The organism is Streptomyces sp. NPDC044033 (genome assembly GCF_056434425.1).
The window spans coordinates 34,420-51,337 of the sequence record NZ_JBWKFF010000007.1; the positions used below are offsets into that span (position 1 = coordinate 34,420).

At 74.0% G+C, this 16,918-nt stretch carries 13 protein-coding genes; 6 read left to right on the forward strand and 7 right to left on the reverse strand.

The window, feature by feature from the left end; translation table 11 throughout:
- Positions 1-114: 114 nt before the first annotated feature.
- The gene (locus AC07AB_RS14675; protein WP_478565562.1) at positions 115-1,488 is read right to left on the reverse strand and encodes a carboxylesterase/lipase family protein; all 1,374 of its coding nucleotides are present in this window, start codon (positions 1,486-1,488) and stop codon (positions 115-117) included.
- Between the two features lie 131 nt (positions 1,489-1,619).
- Between AC07AB_RS14675 and AC07AB_RS14680 the strand changes: the two genes are divergently transcribed.
- Positions 1,620-2,618: an Lrp/AsnC family transcriptional regulator gene (locus tag AC07AB_RS14680; protein WP_478565565.1), complete on the forward strand. Its 999-nt coding sequence runs from the start codon at positions 1,620-1,622 to the stop codon at positions 2,616-2,618.
- 325 nt (positions 2,619-2,943) lie between these two features.
- Here AC07AB_RS14680 and AC07AB_RS14685 read toward each other — a convergent pair whose 3' ends face one another.
- Entirely contained in the window at positions 2,944-3,423 is a 480-nt protein-coding gene (locus tag AC07AB_RS14685; RefSeq protein ID WP_478565568.1) for a winged helix-turn-helix transcriptional regulator, read from the reverse strand.
- Between the two features lie 112 nt (positions 3,424-3,535).
- On the opposite strand from AC07AB_RS14685, the gene AC07AB_RS14690 reads away from it, so the two are divergent.
- Complete coding sequence (locus tag AC07AB_RS14690) at positions 3,536-5,134, forward strand: MFS transporter (protein ID WP_478565571.1); 1,599 nt, start codon at positions 3,536-3,538, stop codon at positions 5,132-5,134.
- On the opposite strand, the gene AC07AB_RS14695 is transcribed toward AC07AB_RS14690, so the two are convergent.
- Positions 5,041-5,583, reverse strand: a complete 543-nt coding sequence (locus AC07AB_RS14695) for a GNAT family N-acetyltransferase (RefSeq protein ID WP_478565574.1) — start codon at positions 5,581-5,583, stop codon at positions 5,041-5,043. The two genes, AC07AB_RS14690 and AC07AB_RS14695, sit on opposite strands and share 94 nt — an antisense overlap.
- 268 nt (positions 5,584-5,851) lie before the next feature.
- Positions 5,852-7,261 (reverse strand): carotenoid oxygenase family protein, encoded by a 1,410-nt coding sequence (locus tag AC07AB_RS14700; protein WP_478565576.1) that lies wholly within the window; start codon positions 7,259-7,261, stop codon positions 5,852-5,854.
- A gap of 155 nt (positions 7,262-7,416) precedes the next feature.
- Here AC07AB_RS14700 and AC07AB_RS14705 point away from each other — a divergent pair, with 155 nt between their 5' ends.
- On the forward strand, positions 7,417-7,890 hold the full coding sequence (locus AC07AB_RS14705; protein WP_478565579.1) for an ATP-binding protein: 474 nt from the start codon (positions 7,417-7,419) through the stop codon (positions 7,888-7,890).
- Between the two features lie 209 nt (positions 7,891-8,099).
- On the opposite strand, the gene AC07AB_RS14710 is transcribed toward AC07AB_RS14705, so the two are convergent.
- Positions 8,100-9,473, reverse strand: coding sequence for an aspartate aminotransferase family protein (locus tag AC07AB_RS14710; protein ID WP_478565582.1), 1,374 nt, complete (start codon positions 9,471-9,473; stop codon positions 8,100-8,102).
- A gap of 99 nt (positions 9,474-9,572) precedes the next feature.
- Between AC07AB_RS14710 and AC07AB_RS14715 the strand changes: the two genes are divergently transcribed.
- Positions 9,573-10,487 (forward strand): LysR family transcriptional regulator, encoded by a 915-nt coding sequence (locus tag AC07AB_RS14715; RefSeq protein WP_478565585.1) that lies wholly within the window; start codon positions 9,573-9,575, stop codon positions 10,485-10,487.
- Between the two features lie 234 nt (positions 10,488-10,721).
- On the opposite strand, the gene AC07AB_RS14720 is transcribed toward AC07AB_RS14715, so the two are convergent.
- Positions 10,722-11,540 (reverse strand): RNA polymerase sigma factor SigF, encoded by an 819-nt coding sequence (locus AC07AB_RS14720; protein ID WP_478566288.1) that lies wholly within the window; start codon positions 11,538-11,540, stop codon positions 10,722-10,724.
- Between the two features lie 295 nt (positions 11,541-11,835).
- Between AC07AB_RS14720 and AC07AB_RS14725 the strand changes: the two genes are divergently transcribed.
- Both AC07AB_RS14725 and AC07AB_RS14730 read left to right on the forward strand, forming a co-directional pair.
- Positions 11,836-12,216, forward strand: coding sequence for an ArsR/SmtB family transcription factor (locus AC07AB_RS14725; RefSeq protein ID WP_478565588.1), 381 nt, complete (start codon positions 11,836-11,838; stop codon positions 12,214-12,216).
- The gene (locus AC07AB_RS14730; protein WP_478565591.1) at positions 12,200-15,316 is read left to right on the forward strand and encodes an HAD-IC family P-type ATPase; all 3,117 of its coding nucleotides are present in this window, start codon (positions 12,200-12,202) and stop codon (positions 15,314-15,316) included. Before AC07AB_RS14725 ends, AC07AB_RS14730 begins: the two co-directional genes overlap by 17 nt.
- A 66-nt stretch (positions 15,317-15,382) precedes the next feature.
- On the opposite strand, the gene AC07AB_RS14735 is transcribed toward AC07AB_RS14730, so the two are convergent.
- Positions 15,383-16,771: a hypothetical protein gene (locus AC07AB_RS14735; protein WP_478565594.1), complete on the reverse strand. Its 1,389-nt coding sequence runs from the start codon at positions 16,769-16,771 to the stop codon at positions 15,383-15,385.
- Positions 16,772-16,918 lie beyond the last annotated feature (147 nt).

Below are 16,918 nucleotides of genomic sequence, written 5' to 3' on the forward strand. Positions count from 1 at the left end.
CACGGGCCGCGCCGCGCACGGGGCACTCAGAACGCCTCGCCGGCCAGGCGCTCCGAGCGCCCTTCGCGCCGGCCCCGAGAGGGTGCCCCTACGCGGCCCGTTCTCCATCCGTCCCTAACCGAACCTCTTCACCTCGCCCCCCGTCCCGTACGCCCCCCAAGGCTCCAAGCCCTCGCCGTTCGGGGAGCCCGTGGCGACGAAGGCCGCGAAGGCGGAGGCGAAGGCTGTGGACAGGGTGTGGTCGGCCGGAGCCGGCTGCCCGAGCATCGGGCTGTCGGTGAAGGCTTCGAAAGTCCCGAACAGCAGGGGGAGTTCAGCGCAGTGGGTCGCTCCCAGGTCGGGACGGTCGGGCGCGCCGCGGTCGAATTGGTACACGTACGCCGGAGCGCCCTGCTCGGCGCGGTCCGCGGCGATCTTCAGGGCGCCGTCGCGCATCATGCGGTCCGTGAGCGCCCGCGTGTGCTCGCCGGCCCCGACGAACGCCGTCATCTCGTCCTTCACCGTGCCGATCAGCAGACCGGTCTCCCCCAGCCCACCGTCCGCGACCGCCTGCGGCAGCGGGGTCGACGGCATGCCGGCGCCGCCGAGCACCGGGTACAGGGGCGGGCCGATGCGGCCCGGTACGGCGAGGTCCGTGGAGAGCCGGGCGTACGCGGCGAGCAGGCGTTCCACCGGGAGTTCGCGGAGTGCGTCGCCGGGGTTCGGGGCGCTGTCCACGCCGAGGAGGCGCACGAGCGCCGCCGTGTGCGCGGTCGCCTCGTCCGGGTCCTGCGGGTCCATGCCCCACGGGCCGCTCTGCGCGATCACGCCGCGGATCAGCGGGCGGGTGTCCGGTACGAGCGCCAGGGCCAGGGACGAGTACGCGCCCGCCGACTGGCCGCCGACCGTGATCGCCTCCGGGTCGCCGCCGAACGCCTCGGCGTTGGCGCGCACCCAGCGCAGCACCGCCGCCTGGTCGCGCTGGCCGAGGTTGTCGGAGTCGGGCTCCGGCAGGTGGATGTAGCCCAGCGGGCCCAGCCGGTAGTTGGCCGTGACGACCACGATGCCGCCCTGTGCCGCCAGCCGGCCGCCGTCGTACCAGTCCCAGCCGCCGGAGCCGGAGGTGAAGCCGCCGCCGTGGAACCAGACGAGGACCGGGCGGCGGGCCGCCGGGTCGCTCAGCGACTCCGCCGGGGTCCACACGTTCAGGTTGAGGCAGCCGGACTCGTCCCAGTCCGGGGTGCGCCGGCCCATGACGGCCTCAAGCCGGGAGGCGTTCTGCGGTACGGCCGGGCCCGGGCGCGCCGCGTCCCGCACCTCGGACCAGCCCTCGTGCGGCCGCGGCGGTGCGAAGCGCAGCTTCCCCACCGGCGACGCCGCGTACGGGACGCCCCGGAAGGCCGCCACCGGGCCTTCCGTCACCCCGCGCACCCGGCCCCGGTCCGTGGTCACGACCGGCCGTCGCTCCGCGTCCGTCACCGCACTGCCCGTCACCGCGCTGTCCGCCATCGTTGTCACCTCTCCTGTGCGCTGCCCATGCGATTCCCGCACCGATCCTCTGATCGTTCTACGGTCTCGCACGGATCATGGCCACGATTCTCCGCCCAGGAGAAGAAACCCGGACACGGATGCGGCCTAGCATGCCGAATGTGCGCCACTCGCTCGATGACACGGACCGCCGGATCACCGCCGTCCTCCTCGCCTCGCCCCGCGCCTCCTGGCGCACCGTCGGCGCGTGTCTGGGCGTCTCCGAGCGCACGGTCGTCCGCCGCGCCGCGCCGCTGTTCCACGACGGCACCCTGCGGGCCACGGCCGTGCGCAGCCCCACCCACTTCACCGGTCTCATCCCGATGGCCCTGCGCATCCGCTGCCGCCCCCACCGGATTCGCGCGGTCGCCGCCACGCTGGCGCGTCGGCACGACACGGTGTGGGTGGACATCATGGGCGGCGGCGACGAGATCTGCACCATCGCGTTCCTGGACGGCCCGGACGCCCGTAACGCCTTGCTGCTGCGCGATCTGCCCGCCACCGCCGCCGTGGACTCCTGGACCGCGCACAGTCTGATGCGCGTCTATCCGGCGTCGCTGCGCTGGACCGCCGGTCTCCTCACCCCGGAGCAGCTCGCCTCCCTCGCCCCCGCCGCTGCCGGGAAGCCGCCGCGCTCCGCCGCTCCTCCGCCCGTGACCGCGGTCGACGGCGCCCTGGTCGAGGCGCTGGCCGCGGACGGCCGGGCCACGTACGGGGAGTTGGGCCACCGTGCGGGCGTCTCCGCGCTCACCGCGCGGCGCCGGCTGGACGCGCTCGTACGGGACGGGGCCGTGCGGCCGGCCACCGAGGTGGATCTCGCGCTGCTGGGCGTCCACGCCGAGGCGCTGCTGTGGATCACGGTGGCGCCCGGCGGTCTGGAGGCGACCGCGCGGGCGCTGAGCGACCACCCGCAGGTCCGGTTCGCGGCGGCCACCACGGGGCAGGCCAATCTGCTGGTCGCGGTGGCCGCGGCCGACCTCGACGCGCTCTACGCCTTCCTCACCGGCACGGTCGGCGCGCTGGAGCGGATCACCGGTATCGAGACGTCCCCGATCCTGGCGACCGTCAAGCGGACCGGGGTCATTCGGCGTCCGCACCACGCGGCCTTGTAGCGCGCCCGGCGGCAGCGGCGTCGGCACAACCGCACCACCCGAAAGGCTCACTCGGTGCGCGGGCCGGTCCAGACCGAGCCGGACCGGCCCTCCGGCACTCACGCGTTCCGGAGTCGTCCCGCCCCTCCGCCACGGGCCGGTGTCCCCAACGCGCGCCCACTCCCCGCCGGAGGAGTGGGCGGGCTCCCGCAAACGGTGCACAGACGCAGCCGGAGGGCGCGGGACCCTCGGACCGTACGCGCCCGAAGGGGCCCGGACGCCGCGGAGCGTACGGGCCCGGACACGGCCGGACACGCGTGAACAGTGCGGCGGGGGCCGCCGCCCGTCACCGCCCCTGGGCGGCGACCGCCTGTTCCGCGGCGGTGCGCAGGTCGTAGTCGGCACGGGCCGACGCGATCTCGTCCTGGTGCCGCTCGGTCCAGGTGACGAGGGACTGGATGGTGGCGTGCAGGGTCGTGCCGAGGGGCGTGAGGGCGTAGTCCACCCGCGGCGGCACGACGGGGTGGACGGTACGGCGTACGAGCCCGTCGCGCTCCAGCTGGCGCACCGTCACCGTCAGCATGCGCTGGCTGATGCCGTCGACCTCGCGGCGCAGCTCCGTGAAGCGCAGCGAGCGGCGGTCGAGGAGGGCGATGACGAGCAGGGACCATTTGCCCGCGATGCGGTCGAGGATCTGGCGGACCTCGCAGTCCTCCCGGGTGTCCCACTGCCGGGCGTCCCACTCGCAGAGCTCGTCGCCGCACTCGTCGAGGACGTCCTCGGTACCCGCGGGGTCAGTCGGTGACTTTGAAGTGCCTTCTTCCACAGTGGTCCATGGTTCCGCAGGATGGGGCTGGTTACAAGAGGGAACCGCCTCGCTCGGAGGCACCGGCCGTCCTGCCCCTGGCCTCCCCCTCACCACCCCAAGGAGCCGGCCCATGCCCACCCCGCCCTGCGGACCGTCCGGCTCGACGGGACCGGGACCCGGCGGCGACGCCCTCATCCGCGGACGCGCCCGCGCCGTGCTGCTCGTGCTCTGCGGCGCGATCTTCCTTGAGGGCGCCGACCTGGCGATGATGAACGTCGCCCTGCCGTCCATCCGCGCCGACCTGGGGCTGTCCACCGGCTCCCTCCAGTGGGTGATGAGCGGGTACGTACTGGGTTACGCCGGGTTCATCCTGCTCGGCGGGCGCGCGGCGGATCTGCTGGGGCGGCGGCGGATGTTCGTGCTCTGGCTCGCCGTGTTCCTCGCCTTCTCCGGGCTGGGCGGGCTCGCGAGCGAGGGCTGGATGCTCATCGTGGCCCGCTTCGTGACGGGCGTGGCGGCGGCCTTCACCGTGCCGGCCGGGCTGTCCATCATCACCACGATGTTCGCCCAGGGCCCGCGGCGCGCCAAGGCGCTGCTCGTCTACGCGGGGACGTCGGCGGGCGGCTTCTCGCTCGGGCTGGTCCTGGGCGGGCTGCTCACCTCGCTCGGCTGGCGGTGGGTGTTCTTCGCCCCCGTCGCCCTCGCCGCCGCGATACTCCTCGCCGCCCTGCGCCTCATCCCCCACGAGCCCCCCACCGGGCGGGGCTCCAGGGGTCCGGGTTCCCTACGCGGCTTCGACCTGCCCGGCGCGGTCAGCGTGACGGGGGCGATGCTTCTGATCGTCTTCGCCGTGGTGCGGCTGGAGCACGGGGCCGAGGGGCTGGGCTTCACGATCGGCTCGTTCACCGCGGGCCTCGCGCTGCTGGGTGTGTTCGTGGTCATCGAGCGGCGGTCGGCTACGCCCCTGGTGCGGTTCGGGGTGCTCCGGTCGGGCGCGCTGATCCGGGCGAACCTGGGGGCGATGATGTTCGTCGGGTCGTTCTTCGGATTCCAGCTCCTCGCCGTCCTCTACCTCCAGGAGCAGCGCGGCTGGTCGCCGATGCGTACGAGCCTGGCCCTGCTGCCCCTCGGCATCGACGCCGCGCTGTCCCCGACGCTCACGCCGCTGCTGGTGCGGCGGTTCGGGAATGTGCGGGTGATCCTCGCCGGGCTGGTGCTCGCCGTCGTGGCGTACGCGCTGTTCCTCCCGCTCGGCCCGGACTGGTCGTACGGGCTGATGGCCCCGGCCTTCCTCCTGATCGGCCTCGCCTTCGCGCTCAGCTACGGCCCGCTCACCATCGCCGCCACGGACGGTGTCGCCACGTCGGAACAGGGGCTCGCCGGCGGGCTGTTGTACACCTCCACCCAGTTCGGCGCGGCTCTCGGGCTCTCGGTGGTGTCCACGGTCGCCGTCGCCGCCACGGGTTCCGGCCACGCTCCCGGCGCCGCGCTGGAGGGGTTGCGGGCGGCGCTGGTCGTACCGCTCGTCGCGGCCGTGATCGGCGCGCTCGTCACGGCGGCCGGGCTGCGGGCGCCTGCGCGCGGGACCCGGCCGGTGGCCGGGGGCGGCGGGGTCCAGGGAGCCGGAAGCGAGGGTCAGGGTCTCAACTCCCGGCTCCACGCCTCCAGTTCGGGCCTGCCGCCCACCGGCGAAACGTCCCCGAGCTTCGTCCACCCCCAGGACCGGTAGGCCGTACGGGCCGGTATGTTCGACGGTTCGACCAGTACGGCCACCATGCGGGCGGTGCCGCGGGCGAGCAGCTGGTCCTGGAGGCGGGTCGCGACGTGGTTGCGGCGGAACGCGGGGAGGACCATGAGTTCGGCGATGATGAAGATCCGTCCGAGGGCGGTGAGTTCCTCGACCTCGTGCGAGACGCCGCCCCGGAAGCCCTGCCAGAACTCTCCGTCGCGGTCGGGCGGGAAGCCGTAGACGCAGCCGGCCAGGCCCGCGCCGCCGGCGATGATCATGTCGAAGCCGGGCCGCTGCACATGGTCCGCGAACCGGTCGAGGAACACCCGACGGTCGTGGAACTCCTGCCCGGAGGCCCCGCGGTACGCCGCGGCGTACAAGTCCGCGACGGCTTCCCGCTGCTGATCGGCCTGCCAGCGCGTCAGGCGCCGCAAGAACACCTCGGTCATGCGTTCCTCCCCGCCCACGGCCCGCTCCCGGTCCGTCCGCACACGCCCGCACCGCCGCCCCCGGCCACTGCCGGGGACACCACAGGCCACCTGTATGTTGTCAGCGCGGGGCCGTTGGGGAAAGCATGCCTGCGGGCCCGAGTTCGGGCCCATATCCGCGCCGGGCGAACCGGCCGTCCGTTACGGGCCGGACGGCGCTCCCACGGACCGGTCCGGTCACCGGACAGGCCGCCCCGCCCGCTCGCCCCGCGGACCGCTCAGCCCGTCATCACCGCGCGTCCGGCAGCCAGTTGCCGTGGAAGCCGATCGGGACCCGGACCGGCAGGTGCACCCGGGCCACCGGGTCGCCCGCGATGTCCTGCGCGGCGAGTATGACGAGGTCGCTCGCGCCGCGCGCCGGATCGAAGACGTACGACAGGAGCCAGCCGTCGTCCTCGGCGGAGTGCGGGCCCGCGGGGACGAACACCGCCTCGCCGCTGTCCTCCCCCGGTGCGTTCCGGCGGACCTCGCTGGTGCCGCGCTCCAGGTCGTACTTGACCAGCCCCGCCCCCACCCGGCCGCCGCCGGCCGGCGCCCCCTGATCGGCGAGGTGCAGACGGGCGGTGCTGTCCGCGTAGCCCTCCCCCGGGGCCAGGACGCCGTAGCCGTACCGGTGCGGCAGGGTGTGCCGGCGCGGGTCGACGCGCGGGAACTCCATCGGCCGGTCGTCGAGCCGCTCGCGCGAGACGGACCCCGCGGCGAGGTCGACGGTCCACCGCTCCAGCAGCGGCGGGGACTCGTCGGGTCCCGCGCTGCCCTTGCCGAAGAGCCGGTCGTAGCGGGCGAGGCGGACGGTGATGCGGCCGTTCTCCTCGTAGGCGTTCATGGGGTGGAAGACGAAGCAGGGGTCGATCTCCAGCCAGCGGACGTCCGCCGCGTCCCCGTCGCGCGGCAGCACACCCAGCCGGGGCTGCCGCTCGGGGTCCCACACGTAGGGGAAGCCCGTGCCGTCGGCGGCCGCCTGGGTGCTGAAGACGACGGGCAGGTCGTAGAGGAGCACGTGGGAGTCGGTGAGCGAGAAGTCGTGCATCATCGGCCGGCCCTCGATGGGGATGTCCACGGAGCGCCGCACCCGCCCGTCGGCGCCGACGACGAGGTACGTCACGTACGGGTACGCCCAGCAGTACGCCACCGCGTGCAGTTCGCCGTTGTTCGGATCGATGACGGTGTGCGCGGCGAAGCCGCCCCGGAGGGTGCCGCCGAAGTCGTGCGGGCCGATGGTGTTCAGCTCGGCGTCGAGCTCGTACGGCAGCGGGCCGCCCTCGACCGTGGCGAGATAGCGGCCGGCGAAGCGGGTGATGTGGGTGTTGGGCGACACGTCCATGTCGAGGTGGCGGGGGCCGTGCGGCATCTTCTCGCCCAGCCGCAGGGCCACCGAGTCGCTGCGGACCCAGCGGTTGCGGTACCACTCGGCCCGGCCGCCGCGCAGCCGCACGCCGTGCACCATGCCCGTGCCGGTGAACCAGTGGTGGGTGGCCGGGTCGTCCACGACCATCGGGTTGGGTCCGTTGCGGAGGTACCGGCCGTTGAGGGCGTCGGGTATCCGTCCGGTGACCGGCAGCCCGCGAGCGGTGACCTCCTCCCGCACGGGCGCGTACAGGCCGCTCAAATACGGGTTTCCAGGGTCCGTACGATCCATCGTGACCGCCTCCTCCGCAGCTTCTCTCCACCGTCCAGCGAATCCGAGCTTCCGTCGAGTGCGCGCTCGACATACGCTCGTCCACCGGAGTGCTCATGAGCCGCTGATCGCTGGGTAAGCGTTTCTCGGGTGAGAATCCCTTGAACGAGAATTCGGTGGAAGAGAAGAGGCGGCCGCGCATGGTGGTCATGGAGTCCCAGCAGTCCGACGCCGCTGGGGCCCGCCTTGCCGCGGCGGAGTTCCTGGCCAGCGACTGCCCATGGGCGGACCGGGACGCGGTGATGCTGGTCGTCTCGGAGCTCGTCACCAACGCCATCCGGCACACTTCCGGCTGGTGGCGGCTGTGCCTGCGGGCCTGCCAGGGCCGGCTGGTGGTGGAGATCGACGACTCCAGCCCCGCCCCGCCCGTACCGCGCACCCCGGACCTGAGCGGGGGCGGCGGGCTCGGCTGGCACATGGTGCAGCGGCTGGCGACCTGCCTCGAAGTGGATCCGCACGCGGCGGGCAAGACGGTGCGGGCCACCTGGCTGCGGCCGGTGGGGACGGGGATACCGCAGTCGGCGGACGGGTCGCGGGAAGACGGCTTCCGGGAGTCGGAGGAGCGGATCGCTCAGCCGTTGAGCCAGTGACGCCTATGGGCGCCACGGCCGCTCCCCCCCGTGGCCACCGCTGTCCCGGCACCGGCCCGGATCGCCGGCACACCGCGGCTCACCGGGCCCGGGACCGTCGCGGGAAGGCCGTCCTAGGCCCGTAGGGGAAGCGGGCCCGAGGGGGAAGCGGGCCCGAGGGGGAAGCGGGCCCGTAGGAGAAGTGGTCCTCGCTCAGGTCAGAGCCCGTGTCATCCCCCTGATCGGGCGCGGGCGGCGGAGCCGATCGCCTGGTCCAGGATGTCCAGGCCGAGCGAGAGCTCGTCCTCCGTGGCGGTGAGCGGCGGCGCGATCCGCAGGACTCCGCCCATGCCGGCGATCTGGACGATGTTCGTGTGCAGGCCGAGTTCGAGGCAGCGCCGGGTGACCCGGGCGCCCAGCTCGTGCGAGCTCTGCTTGGTCTCCCGGTCGACGACGAGTTCCACCCCGGCCAGCAGGCCCCGGCCGCGGACGTCGCCGACGACCTCGTGGCGGCCTGCGATGTCCGCCAGGCCCTGGTGGAGGAAGGCGCCGAGCGACCGGGCGCGTTCGTCGAGCTTCTCGTCGAGCATCACGTCGAGGACGGTGTTGCCGACGGCGGCCACCAGCGGGTCGGCGACGTGCGTGGTGAAGAACAGGAACCCGCGCTCGTACGCCTCCCGCTCGATCTCGGCGCTGGTGATCACGGCCGCGAGGGGAAGCCCGGCGCCGAGCGTCTTGGACAGCGTGAGGATGTCGGGGACGATGCCGTCGCGCTCGAAGGCGTACCAGGTGCCGGTGCGGCAGAGGCCGGTCTGGGCCTCGTCGAGGATCAGCAGCATGCCGCGCTCCCGGCACTTCTCGTGCAGGGCCGCGAAGTAGCCGAGCGGCGGCTCGATGACTCCGCCCGAGCTGAGTATCGGCTCGACCAGGCACGCGGCCAGGCTGCCGGTCGACTGCGCGTCGATCAGGTCGAAGGCGAAGTCCAGCTGGCGGCGCCAGTCCAGGGAGCCGTCGGCCGTGGTGAAGTCGGGCCGGTAGGTGTTCGGCACGGGTATCGCGAAGTTGCCGGGCGCGCCCGGGCCGTAGCCCTTGCGGCCCGCGCTGTACGTGGCGGAGGCGGCGGCCTGCGTCATGCCGTGCCAGGAGCGCGCGAACGAGACGATCTCGTGCTTGCCGGTGACCAGTTTGGCCATCCGGATCGCGGCCTCGTTCGACTCGGCGCCGGTCGTCAGCAGCAGCGCCTTCTCCAGCGGGGCGGGCAGCGTGCCGGCCAGCCGCCGCGCGAGATCGACCACCGGGCGGCTGAGCATGCCGCTGAAGAGGTGGTCGAGGGTCGCCACCTGCCGCTGGACGGTCTTGACGATCTCCGGGTGCGAGTGGCCGAGGACCGCGCTCATCTGCCCGGAGGTGAAGTCGAGGAGCTTCCGGCCGTCCTCGGTGAACAGGAAGCTCCCGGCGGCGTGGTCGATGATCTCGCGGGTGAACTCGCCACCGTAGCGGACCACATGCCGCTCGGCATCGGCCCAGAAGGACGCGGCGGAGGGCGCCGCCGCGGTCGAGGCGGGCGTCGAGGCGGGGCGCGTGGTGGAGGTCGAAGCAGCCATGCCGCCGACCGTAGGGCGGGCGGAAGCGGTGCGTCCATCTCACGATTCCGGCCGTGCTGTTCGGCGGAGCCGCACAAGTCACTCGACAATGGAGGGGTGATGAACCCCTGGAGGCTGCGGCTGCTGAGCCGGCTGGACACGTTGGGCACGGTCCGGGCGGTCGCTCAGGCCGCCAATATGAGCCCGTCGAGCGTGTCCCAGCAGCTCGCCGTGTTGGAGGCCGAGACGCGCACACAGCTGCTGGAACGGACGGGGCGCCGGGTGCGGCTGACTCCGGCGGGGCTGATCCTGGCGCGGCGGGCGCGGGCGATCCTCGACCACATGGACAGCGTCGAGGCGGAGCTGCGCGGGTTCGGCGAGGAACCGGCGGGGCTGGTGCGCCTCGCGTCGTTCCAGAGCGCGATCCACACCATGGCCGTACCGGCGGTGACCCGGCTGGCACGCGCGTACCCGCACCTCGACGTGGAGCTGCTGGAGCTGGATCCGCACGCGAGCATCCCCGCGCTGCGGGGCGGCGACGCGGACATCGTCATCACGACGACGGACTTCGACGAGCTGCCGCTGGGCCCGGACCTCGACCTCGTGCCGCTGGCCACGGACCCGATCCGGCTGGTGCTCCCGCCCGGGCACCCCGCGGCGCGGGGCGGCGCCGTGGACATCGCGGCCTTCGCGGACGAGCCGTGGGCGTTCGACATGCCCCAGTCGTACATGGCCAATCTCGCGCTGCGGCTGTGCCGTCAGGCGAGGTTCGAGCCGCGGGTGGTGGGCCGTTTCAGCAACTACATGATGGCGCTCCAGCACGTCGAGGCCGGGCTCTCCATCGCGCTGCTGCCCGGGCTGGCCGTCGACCACAGCCGCTACCGCGTCGCCTCCAGGGAGCTCGCGGCGCCTGTGACGCGCACGATCACGGCGGCCGTCCGCCACGGATCGCCGCCGCGCGCGGCGGTGCGCGTGGTGCTGGACGCGCTGCGCGCCGCCGAGCCTCCCGACCGGCCGCTTTCCGAACCTCGGTAGCTGGAGGCGACCGCGATCCTCAAGGGCGGCCTCGACGCGTGGGTGGGCGAGGCGCGGGTGGGCGAGCTGAAGCCCGCTGCCGAGGCCCGTAGCGGCTGCCGGCACTGAGAGCCGGTGCCACGCCGCGGCCCGGACGCGCCGCCGCCCGGTGTTACGCCGCGGACCGGACGCGCCGCCGCCCCCCTCGGCCCCATGCGCGAGGAGGGCGGCGTCGGCTCACGTGCCGATACGGGCCTACGAAGCCGGCTGGGCGAGCAGGCCGACGCGGAGCCGGGTGAGGATGCGGGAGAGCAGCCGGGAGACGTGCATCTGGGAGATGCCCAGCTCCTCGCCGATCTCCGACTGGGTCATCTCGCCGCCGAACCGCATCCGCAGGATCTGCCGGTCGCGGTCGCCGAGTCCCTCCAGGAGCGGCTTGAGCGCGGTGACGTTCTCGACGCCCTCCAGCCCGGGGTCGAGCTCGCCCAGCCGGTCGGCGAGGGCGTTGCCCGCCTGTTCGGAGGCGTCGTCGGCGGGCATGTCGATGGAGCCGGCGGTGTAGCCGTTGCTCGCGACGATGCCCTCTATGACCTCTTCCTCGCTGAGCCCCATGTGCGTGGCGAGCTCCGCGGCGGTCGGGGTGTGGTCCAGGCGCTGCGCCAGCTCGGCGGCGGCCTTGGCGAGGTCCACCCGCAGCTCCTGGAGCCGGCGCGGGACGTGGACGGCCCAGCTCGTGTCGCGGAAGTGGCGCTTGATCTCGCCCAGGATGTAGGGCACGGCGAAGGTGGTGAACTCCACCTCCCGGCTCAGGTCGAACCGGTCGATGGCCTTTATCAGACCGATCGTGCCGACCTGGACGATGTCTTCCATCTGGTCGGCGCGGTTGCGGTAGCGGGCGGCGGCGAACTTCACCAGAGACAGGTTGATCTCGATGAGGGTGTTGCGCGCGTACTGGTATTCGGCCGTGCCCTCTTCCAGCACCGCGAGGCGGTCGAAGAAAAGCCGCGACAGATCGCGCGCGTCGCGTGGCACCACCGCGGCAGGCTCCTCGATGTACGGCAGCTCGCCCACCATCGCCACTGTCCTGACCGTCTCGCCCGCGATAATCACGTCGCCCTCCCTGGCATCCGTATGTCAGCGAAGGCGCGCCTACCCGAAGTCGTCGGCGCCATGCATGGCTTGTCGCGGGAACAACGGCAAGTGGACCGGCGGACCAAAACGTTACTTATGGGTAAGACGAAAGTTCCCCGCCCGCCGCACCGAGCGTCGCCACCCGCCGCCGGACCACGACGGCCAACCGTTCCGACGCCTAGAATGACCCCTTCGGGGCGGCATCGACGCCCCGACCGACAGGGGCAGGAGAGCGACAGTGGCGGCAGGCTTCCGGAGAACCGAGGGCACGGAGGGCGCGCAGGATCCGCCCGCCCATGTCCTGTCGGAGGCGGCCGCGGCCTTCGGTCTGCTCGCCTCCTCGGCACGCCTGCACATCGTGTGGGCGCTGGCGCAGGGCGAGAGCGACGTCAGCGGGCTCGCCGAGCGGGTGGGCGGCGCGCTGCCCGCGGTGAGCCAGCACCTGGCGAAGCTGAAGCTGGCGGGGCTGGTGCGCTCGCGCCGCGAGGGCCGCCGGGTGGTCTATCTGGTCGACGACCCGAACGTGGTGACCATCGTGCGGCTGATGGTCGGGCAGCTCGCCGCCCGCGACGCCGACGCCGGATCGAGGTCCGGGCGCGTGCGTGGCCTGGGTGCCTGAGGCCGGCACCGGCACCGGTTCCACGAGCTCGACCGCACGGACCGCGGCCATCCGGACCAGGGGCGCGGACAGCACGCTGCAGGCGCTGCGCGCCCTGGAGAGCGGGCCGCGCGGACTGCTGGAGTCGCAGGCCGAGGAGCGGCTCGCGCGGCACGGCGGCAACACGGTGCCGGGCCAGCGCCCCACCCCCTGGCCCCGCCGCTTCGCGCGCAGCCTGCGCGACCCGTTCACCGCCGTCCTGCTGTGCCTCGGCCTGATCTCGGCGACCGCGGCCTCCTGGGGCACGTCCCTGGTGATCGCGGTGCTGGTCACGGTCAGCTGCGCGCTGCGCTCGACCGGCGAGCACCGCGCCGACCGGTCGGCGTCCGCGCTGCGCAGCCTGGTCGCCACCACCGCGACCGTGCAGCGGCGCGAGGACGAGTCGGCGCAGCCCCGCACCCGCGAACTGCCGGTCGACGAGCTGGTGCCCGGCGATGTGATCCGGCTCGGGCCCGGCGATCTGATCCCGGCCGATGTACGGCTGCTGCGGGCGACCGGGCTCACCGTCCACCAGGCCGCGCTCACGGGCGAGTCCGTGCCCGTCGCCAAGCACGCGCCGGACGCCGCGGGTACGGGCGCACCGCCGGACGTGTCGCGGGCCGCGGACGCCGTCCCCTTCGACCAGCCCCACCTGTGCTTCCAGGGCAGCAGCGTCGCCTCCGGCAGCGGCACGGCGCTCGTCGTCGCCACCGGCTCGGACACGGTCTTCTCCGGTACGTACACCCGCCGGCGGCAGCGGCCCGCGACCGCCTTCGACCGCTCGGTGAACGGGATCTCCTGGACCCTCATCCGGTTCATGCTGCTCACCGCGCCGCTGGTGCTGCTGGTCAACGCGCTGGTGCGGGGGCGGGGCATGGAGACGCTGCCGTTCGCCGTCGCGGTCGCGGTGGGGCTCACGCCCGAGATGCTGCCCGTCATCGTCACCACGGCGCTGGCCCGCGGCGCCGCCCGGCTCGCGCGCGGCGGTGAGGTCATCGTCCGGCGGCTGCCCGCGCTGCACGACCTGGGCGCAGCCGACGTCCTGTGCATCGACAAGACGGGCACCCTCACCCAGGACCGCCCCGCCGTGGACCGCGCCGTGGGCACGGACGGCGCGCCCGACCCGGACGTACTGCACTGGGCCGCCGTCAACGCCCTGTGGACCTTGCAGCTCGCCGAGCTGCCCGCGCCCGACGCCCTCGACGAGGCGATTCTCGACGCCGACGAGGAACACGGCTCGACCGCCGACGAGACCACCGGCATCGACGCCCTCCCCTTCGACGCGGCACGCCGCCTGTCGACGGCGGTCGTACGCGCCCCGGGCCGTACGGGCCAGGTGACGCTGGTCGTCAAAGGGGCCGTCGAGGACGTCCTGGAGCGCTGCTCGCATGTCGCCCCGGGGGCCGCGCCGGACCGGGAGGAGACCCCCGCCCCGGATGCCCCCCGCGCGGTCGGCTGCGCCGACGGCACGGACACGGACAACCGCGCCGTCGGCCTGCTGGCACCCGGACCCGACGGCCCCGACGGAGCGGCGCATCCGGATGAGGGCGACCGGGCCGACGGGCACCGGGCGGCCTACGGCGGCGGCGGGGTGCGCCCGTACGGCGCTGTGCGCGGTGACGGACTCCGGGCGGCGGACGAGGGCGGGGCGGGACGCCCGTATGGCGCGAACCCCCACGACGGGCTCCGTACGGCCGATGACGACGAGGCGGTACGTCCGTACGGCGGCGGCGCGGTGCGCCCGCACGACGCGGGGCACGGCGACGGACTCCGTACGGCCGGCGGTACGGGCGACTCGGGTCCCGGGCTCCGGGTCGTCGGGCCCGGCGGGGTGGAGCGCCCCGGCCCCGCGGGGGCCCGGGCCCTCGACGCCGGCGGGCGGGCGCGGCTGCTGCGGCTCGCCGAGGAGAGCGCGGCCGACGGGCTGCGGGTGCTGGCCGTGGCGCTCGCCGAGCGGCCCGCGCGCGGCCGCCCGTACACGACCGCCGACGAGCGCGGCCTGACCTTCATCGGCTTCGTCTGCCTGCGCGACACCCCCGCGCCGACCGCCGCCGACGCCCTCGCCGTCCTCGCCCGGCGCGGCGTCGACGTCAAGGTCCTCACCGGCGACCACCCGGGGACCGCGGCCCGCGCCTGCCGCGACCTCGGCCTGGAGCCCGGCGAGGTCGTCACGGCGGCCCGTATCGACGCCGCGGGCGACGCGGCGCTCGCCGAGCTGGCCGCCGCCACCACCGTCTTCGCCCGCTGCTCGCCCGAGCACAAGGCGCGCGTCGTGGCGGCGCTGCGGTCCGCCGGTCACACCACCGGCTTCCTCGGCGACGGCGTCAACGACCTGGCCGCGCTGCACGCCGCGGACGTCGGGATCTGCCCGCGCGACGCGGTGGACGTGACGCGGGAGGCGGCCGATGTCGTGCTCGCCTCGAAGGACCTGACCGCGCTCGACCGGGCGATCGTCACCGGCCGCCGCTCGACCGTCAACATCGCCGCCTATCTGCGCATCACGCTGTCCTCGAACTTCGGCAACGTCATAGCGATGCTCGCGGCCGGGCTGATGCTGCCGTTCCTGCCGATGCTCCCGGCCCAGGTGCTCGTGCAGAACCTCTGCTTCGACGCCGCGCAGCTCGCGCTCGCCTTCGACCGGCCCGGGCCCGGCGCGCACCGCCGGCCCACGGTGCTGCGCCCGCGCGCCCTGACCCGCTTCGTGTCGCGCTTCGGCGCGCTGAACGCCTGCGCCGACCTGGCGACCTTCGGGGTGCTGGCGCTGACCGTGCCCGCGCTGGCCGAGGGGCCGGGGCAGGAGGCGTTCCACGCCGGGTGGTTCACCGAGAACCTGCTGACGCAGGCGCTGGTCATCCTGCTGCTGCGCAACGGGCGGCGCGCTTCCGTGCCGGTACGGGTGGCGACCGCCGCGCTCGCCGTCCTGGCGCTCGCGCTGCCGCTGTCGCCGCTGGCGCCCGTACTCGGCATGACGGCGCTGCCGCCCCTGTACTACGGGCTGATGGCGGTGGTGCTCAGCGTGTACGGGACGGTGCTGGCGCTCGCCGCGGCGCGGTACGACCGGCGCGCGGCGGCGCGGGGCTGAGGCCCCGGCCCGGCCGCGCGCCGGCCGTGCTCACCGGTCGCGGCCGGGCTCAAGCCGCGCCCGTACTCACCAGTCGCCGCCGCCGAAGCCGCCGCTGTCGCCGCCGAACCCGCCTCCGTCACCGCCGCCGAAGCCGCCGCCGAAGTCGCCCGGGTTGAAGTCGCTGCCGGAGTTGTCGCCGCCCTCGAAGCCACCGCCGTTGTCGCCGCCGCCGAACGAGCCGGAGTCGGCGTAGGCCGGGCCGGACATCATCGAGCCGAGCATGGTGCCCATGAGCATGCCGGGGAGCAGGCCGCCGCCGAAGTAGCCGCCGGCCCACGGCCCGTACGCCGGTCCGGCGTTCCAGTACGGCTGCGGGCCGTCCGCGGTCTGGACGGTGCGGGACATGGGCTCCTCGCCGTCGGCCAGCCGGGCCGCGTCCGCCGCGCAGGCCGGTACGGTCCGCGGCGCGCCGCCCGCGGGGGCCCACTCGACGTCCTGCGTGGACGGGCCGTGGCGCGGGTCGAAGAAGCAGGGCACCCGGCGCTCGGGCAGCGGCTTCTTGGCGCGCCGCGCGGCGAGCGTGGCCAGCGCGAACCGGCCGTCCTCCAGGGCCTCGGTGACGCCCTGCACGTCCTGCGGCTTGGTGGCCGCCGCCATCCGCGTCTTGGCGGTGTCGTACGCGTCGAGGGCGTGGGTGTAGTCCTCGCGCATCGCGTCGTCGGCGCCGGGGCCGCCGGGCGTGAAGTCGAGCCGGTCCAGTTCCTCGCCGAAGGCGGTGATGTCCTCGTCGACCACCACGCGCAGCGTCTCCAGCTCGGCGCGCTCGCGCTCATCGCGCTTCTTCTTGCTGCGGCGGTAGAGGGCGTACGCGCCGGCGCCGCCCGCGACGACGATGGCGCCGCCGGTGACCAGCCCGGCCGTGCTCGACCCGGAGTCGGAGTCGGAGCCGCCGCTCCAGGAGTCCGGGGCGTGGCCCTTGGCCTGGTCGTCGGCCTGGTCGACGAAGCGGTTGAGGAGGCCCTTGGTGTCAGCACCGTAGGAGCTGCGCACGGCGCCGGAGAGGTTGTTCACGGAGTTGTTGGACATCACGCGGGAGTCGGCGCCCGCGGCGAAGCCCCTGTCGCCGAGGTGGATGGCGTAGACGCCGGTGATGCCGGTGAGGCTGCGCAGGTTGGTCAGCAGCTTCTGGCTCTTCGGGAATTCGGCGGTCTCGGGCAGGACCGCGACGAAGACCGGTTTGCCCGCGTCCTTGATCTTCTTCGCGAGCGCCTCGGCGTCGGCCTCCGGGAGCTGGTCCTTGACGCGCGGGTCGACGTAGACCGGGCTCTTGCGCAGCTCCTCGGCGACCTTGGGCACGCCGGTGGCGGAGTCGGCGTGGGCCGGCGGGGCGAACATTCCCGCGCCGGCCAGCGCGAACAGGGCGGCGAGCAGGGCCAGCAGTGGCCTGGGCAGCGCCCTACGGGTGGCGGGCATGGGGGCTCTCCTCCGTGCGGTGCGGCACGTGCCGGTGCGGAACGTGCCGGTATGACTCGTGCCCGTATGGCACATGTCGGTGCGATACAGAAATTACTCGCCGTTTACTTGGAAACGGATTACGCGGGTGGACGGTTCCCATGGCTC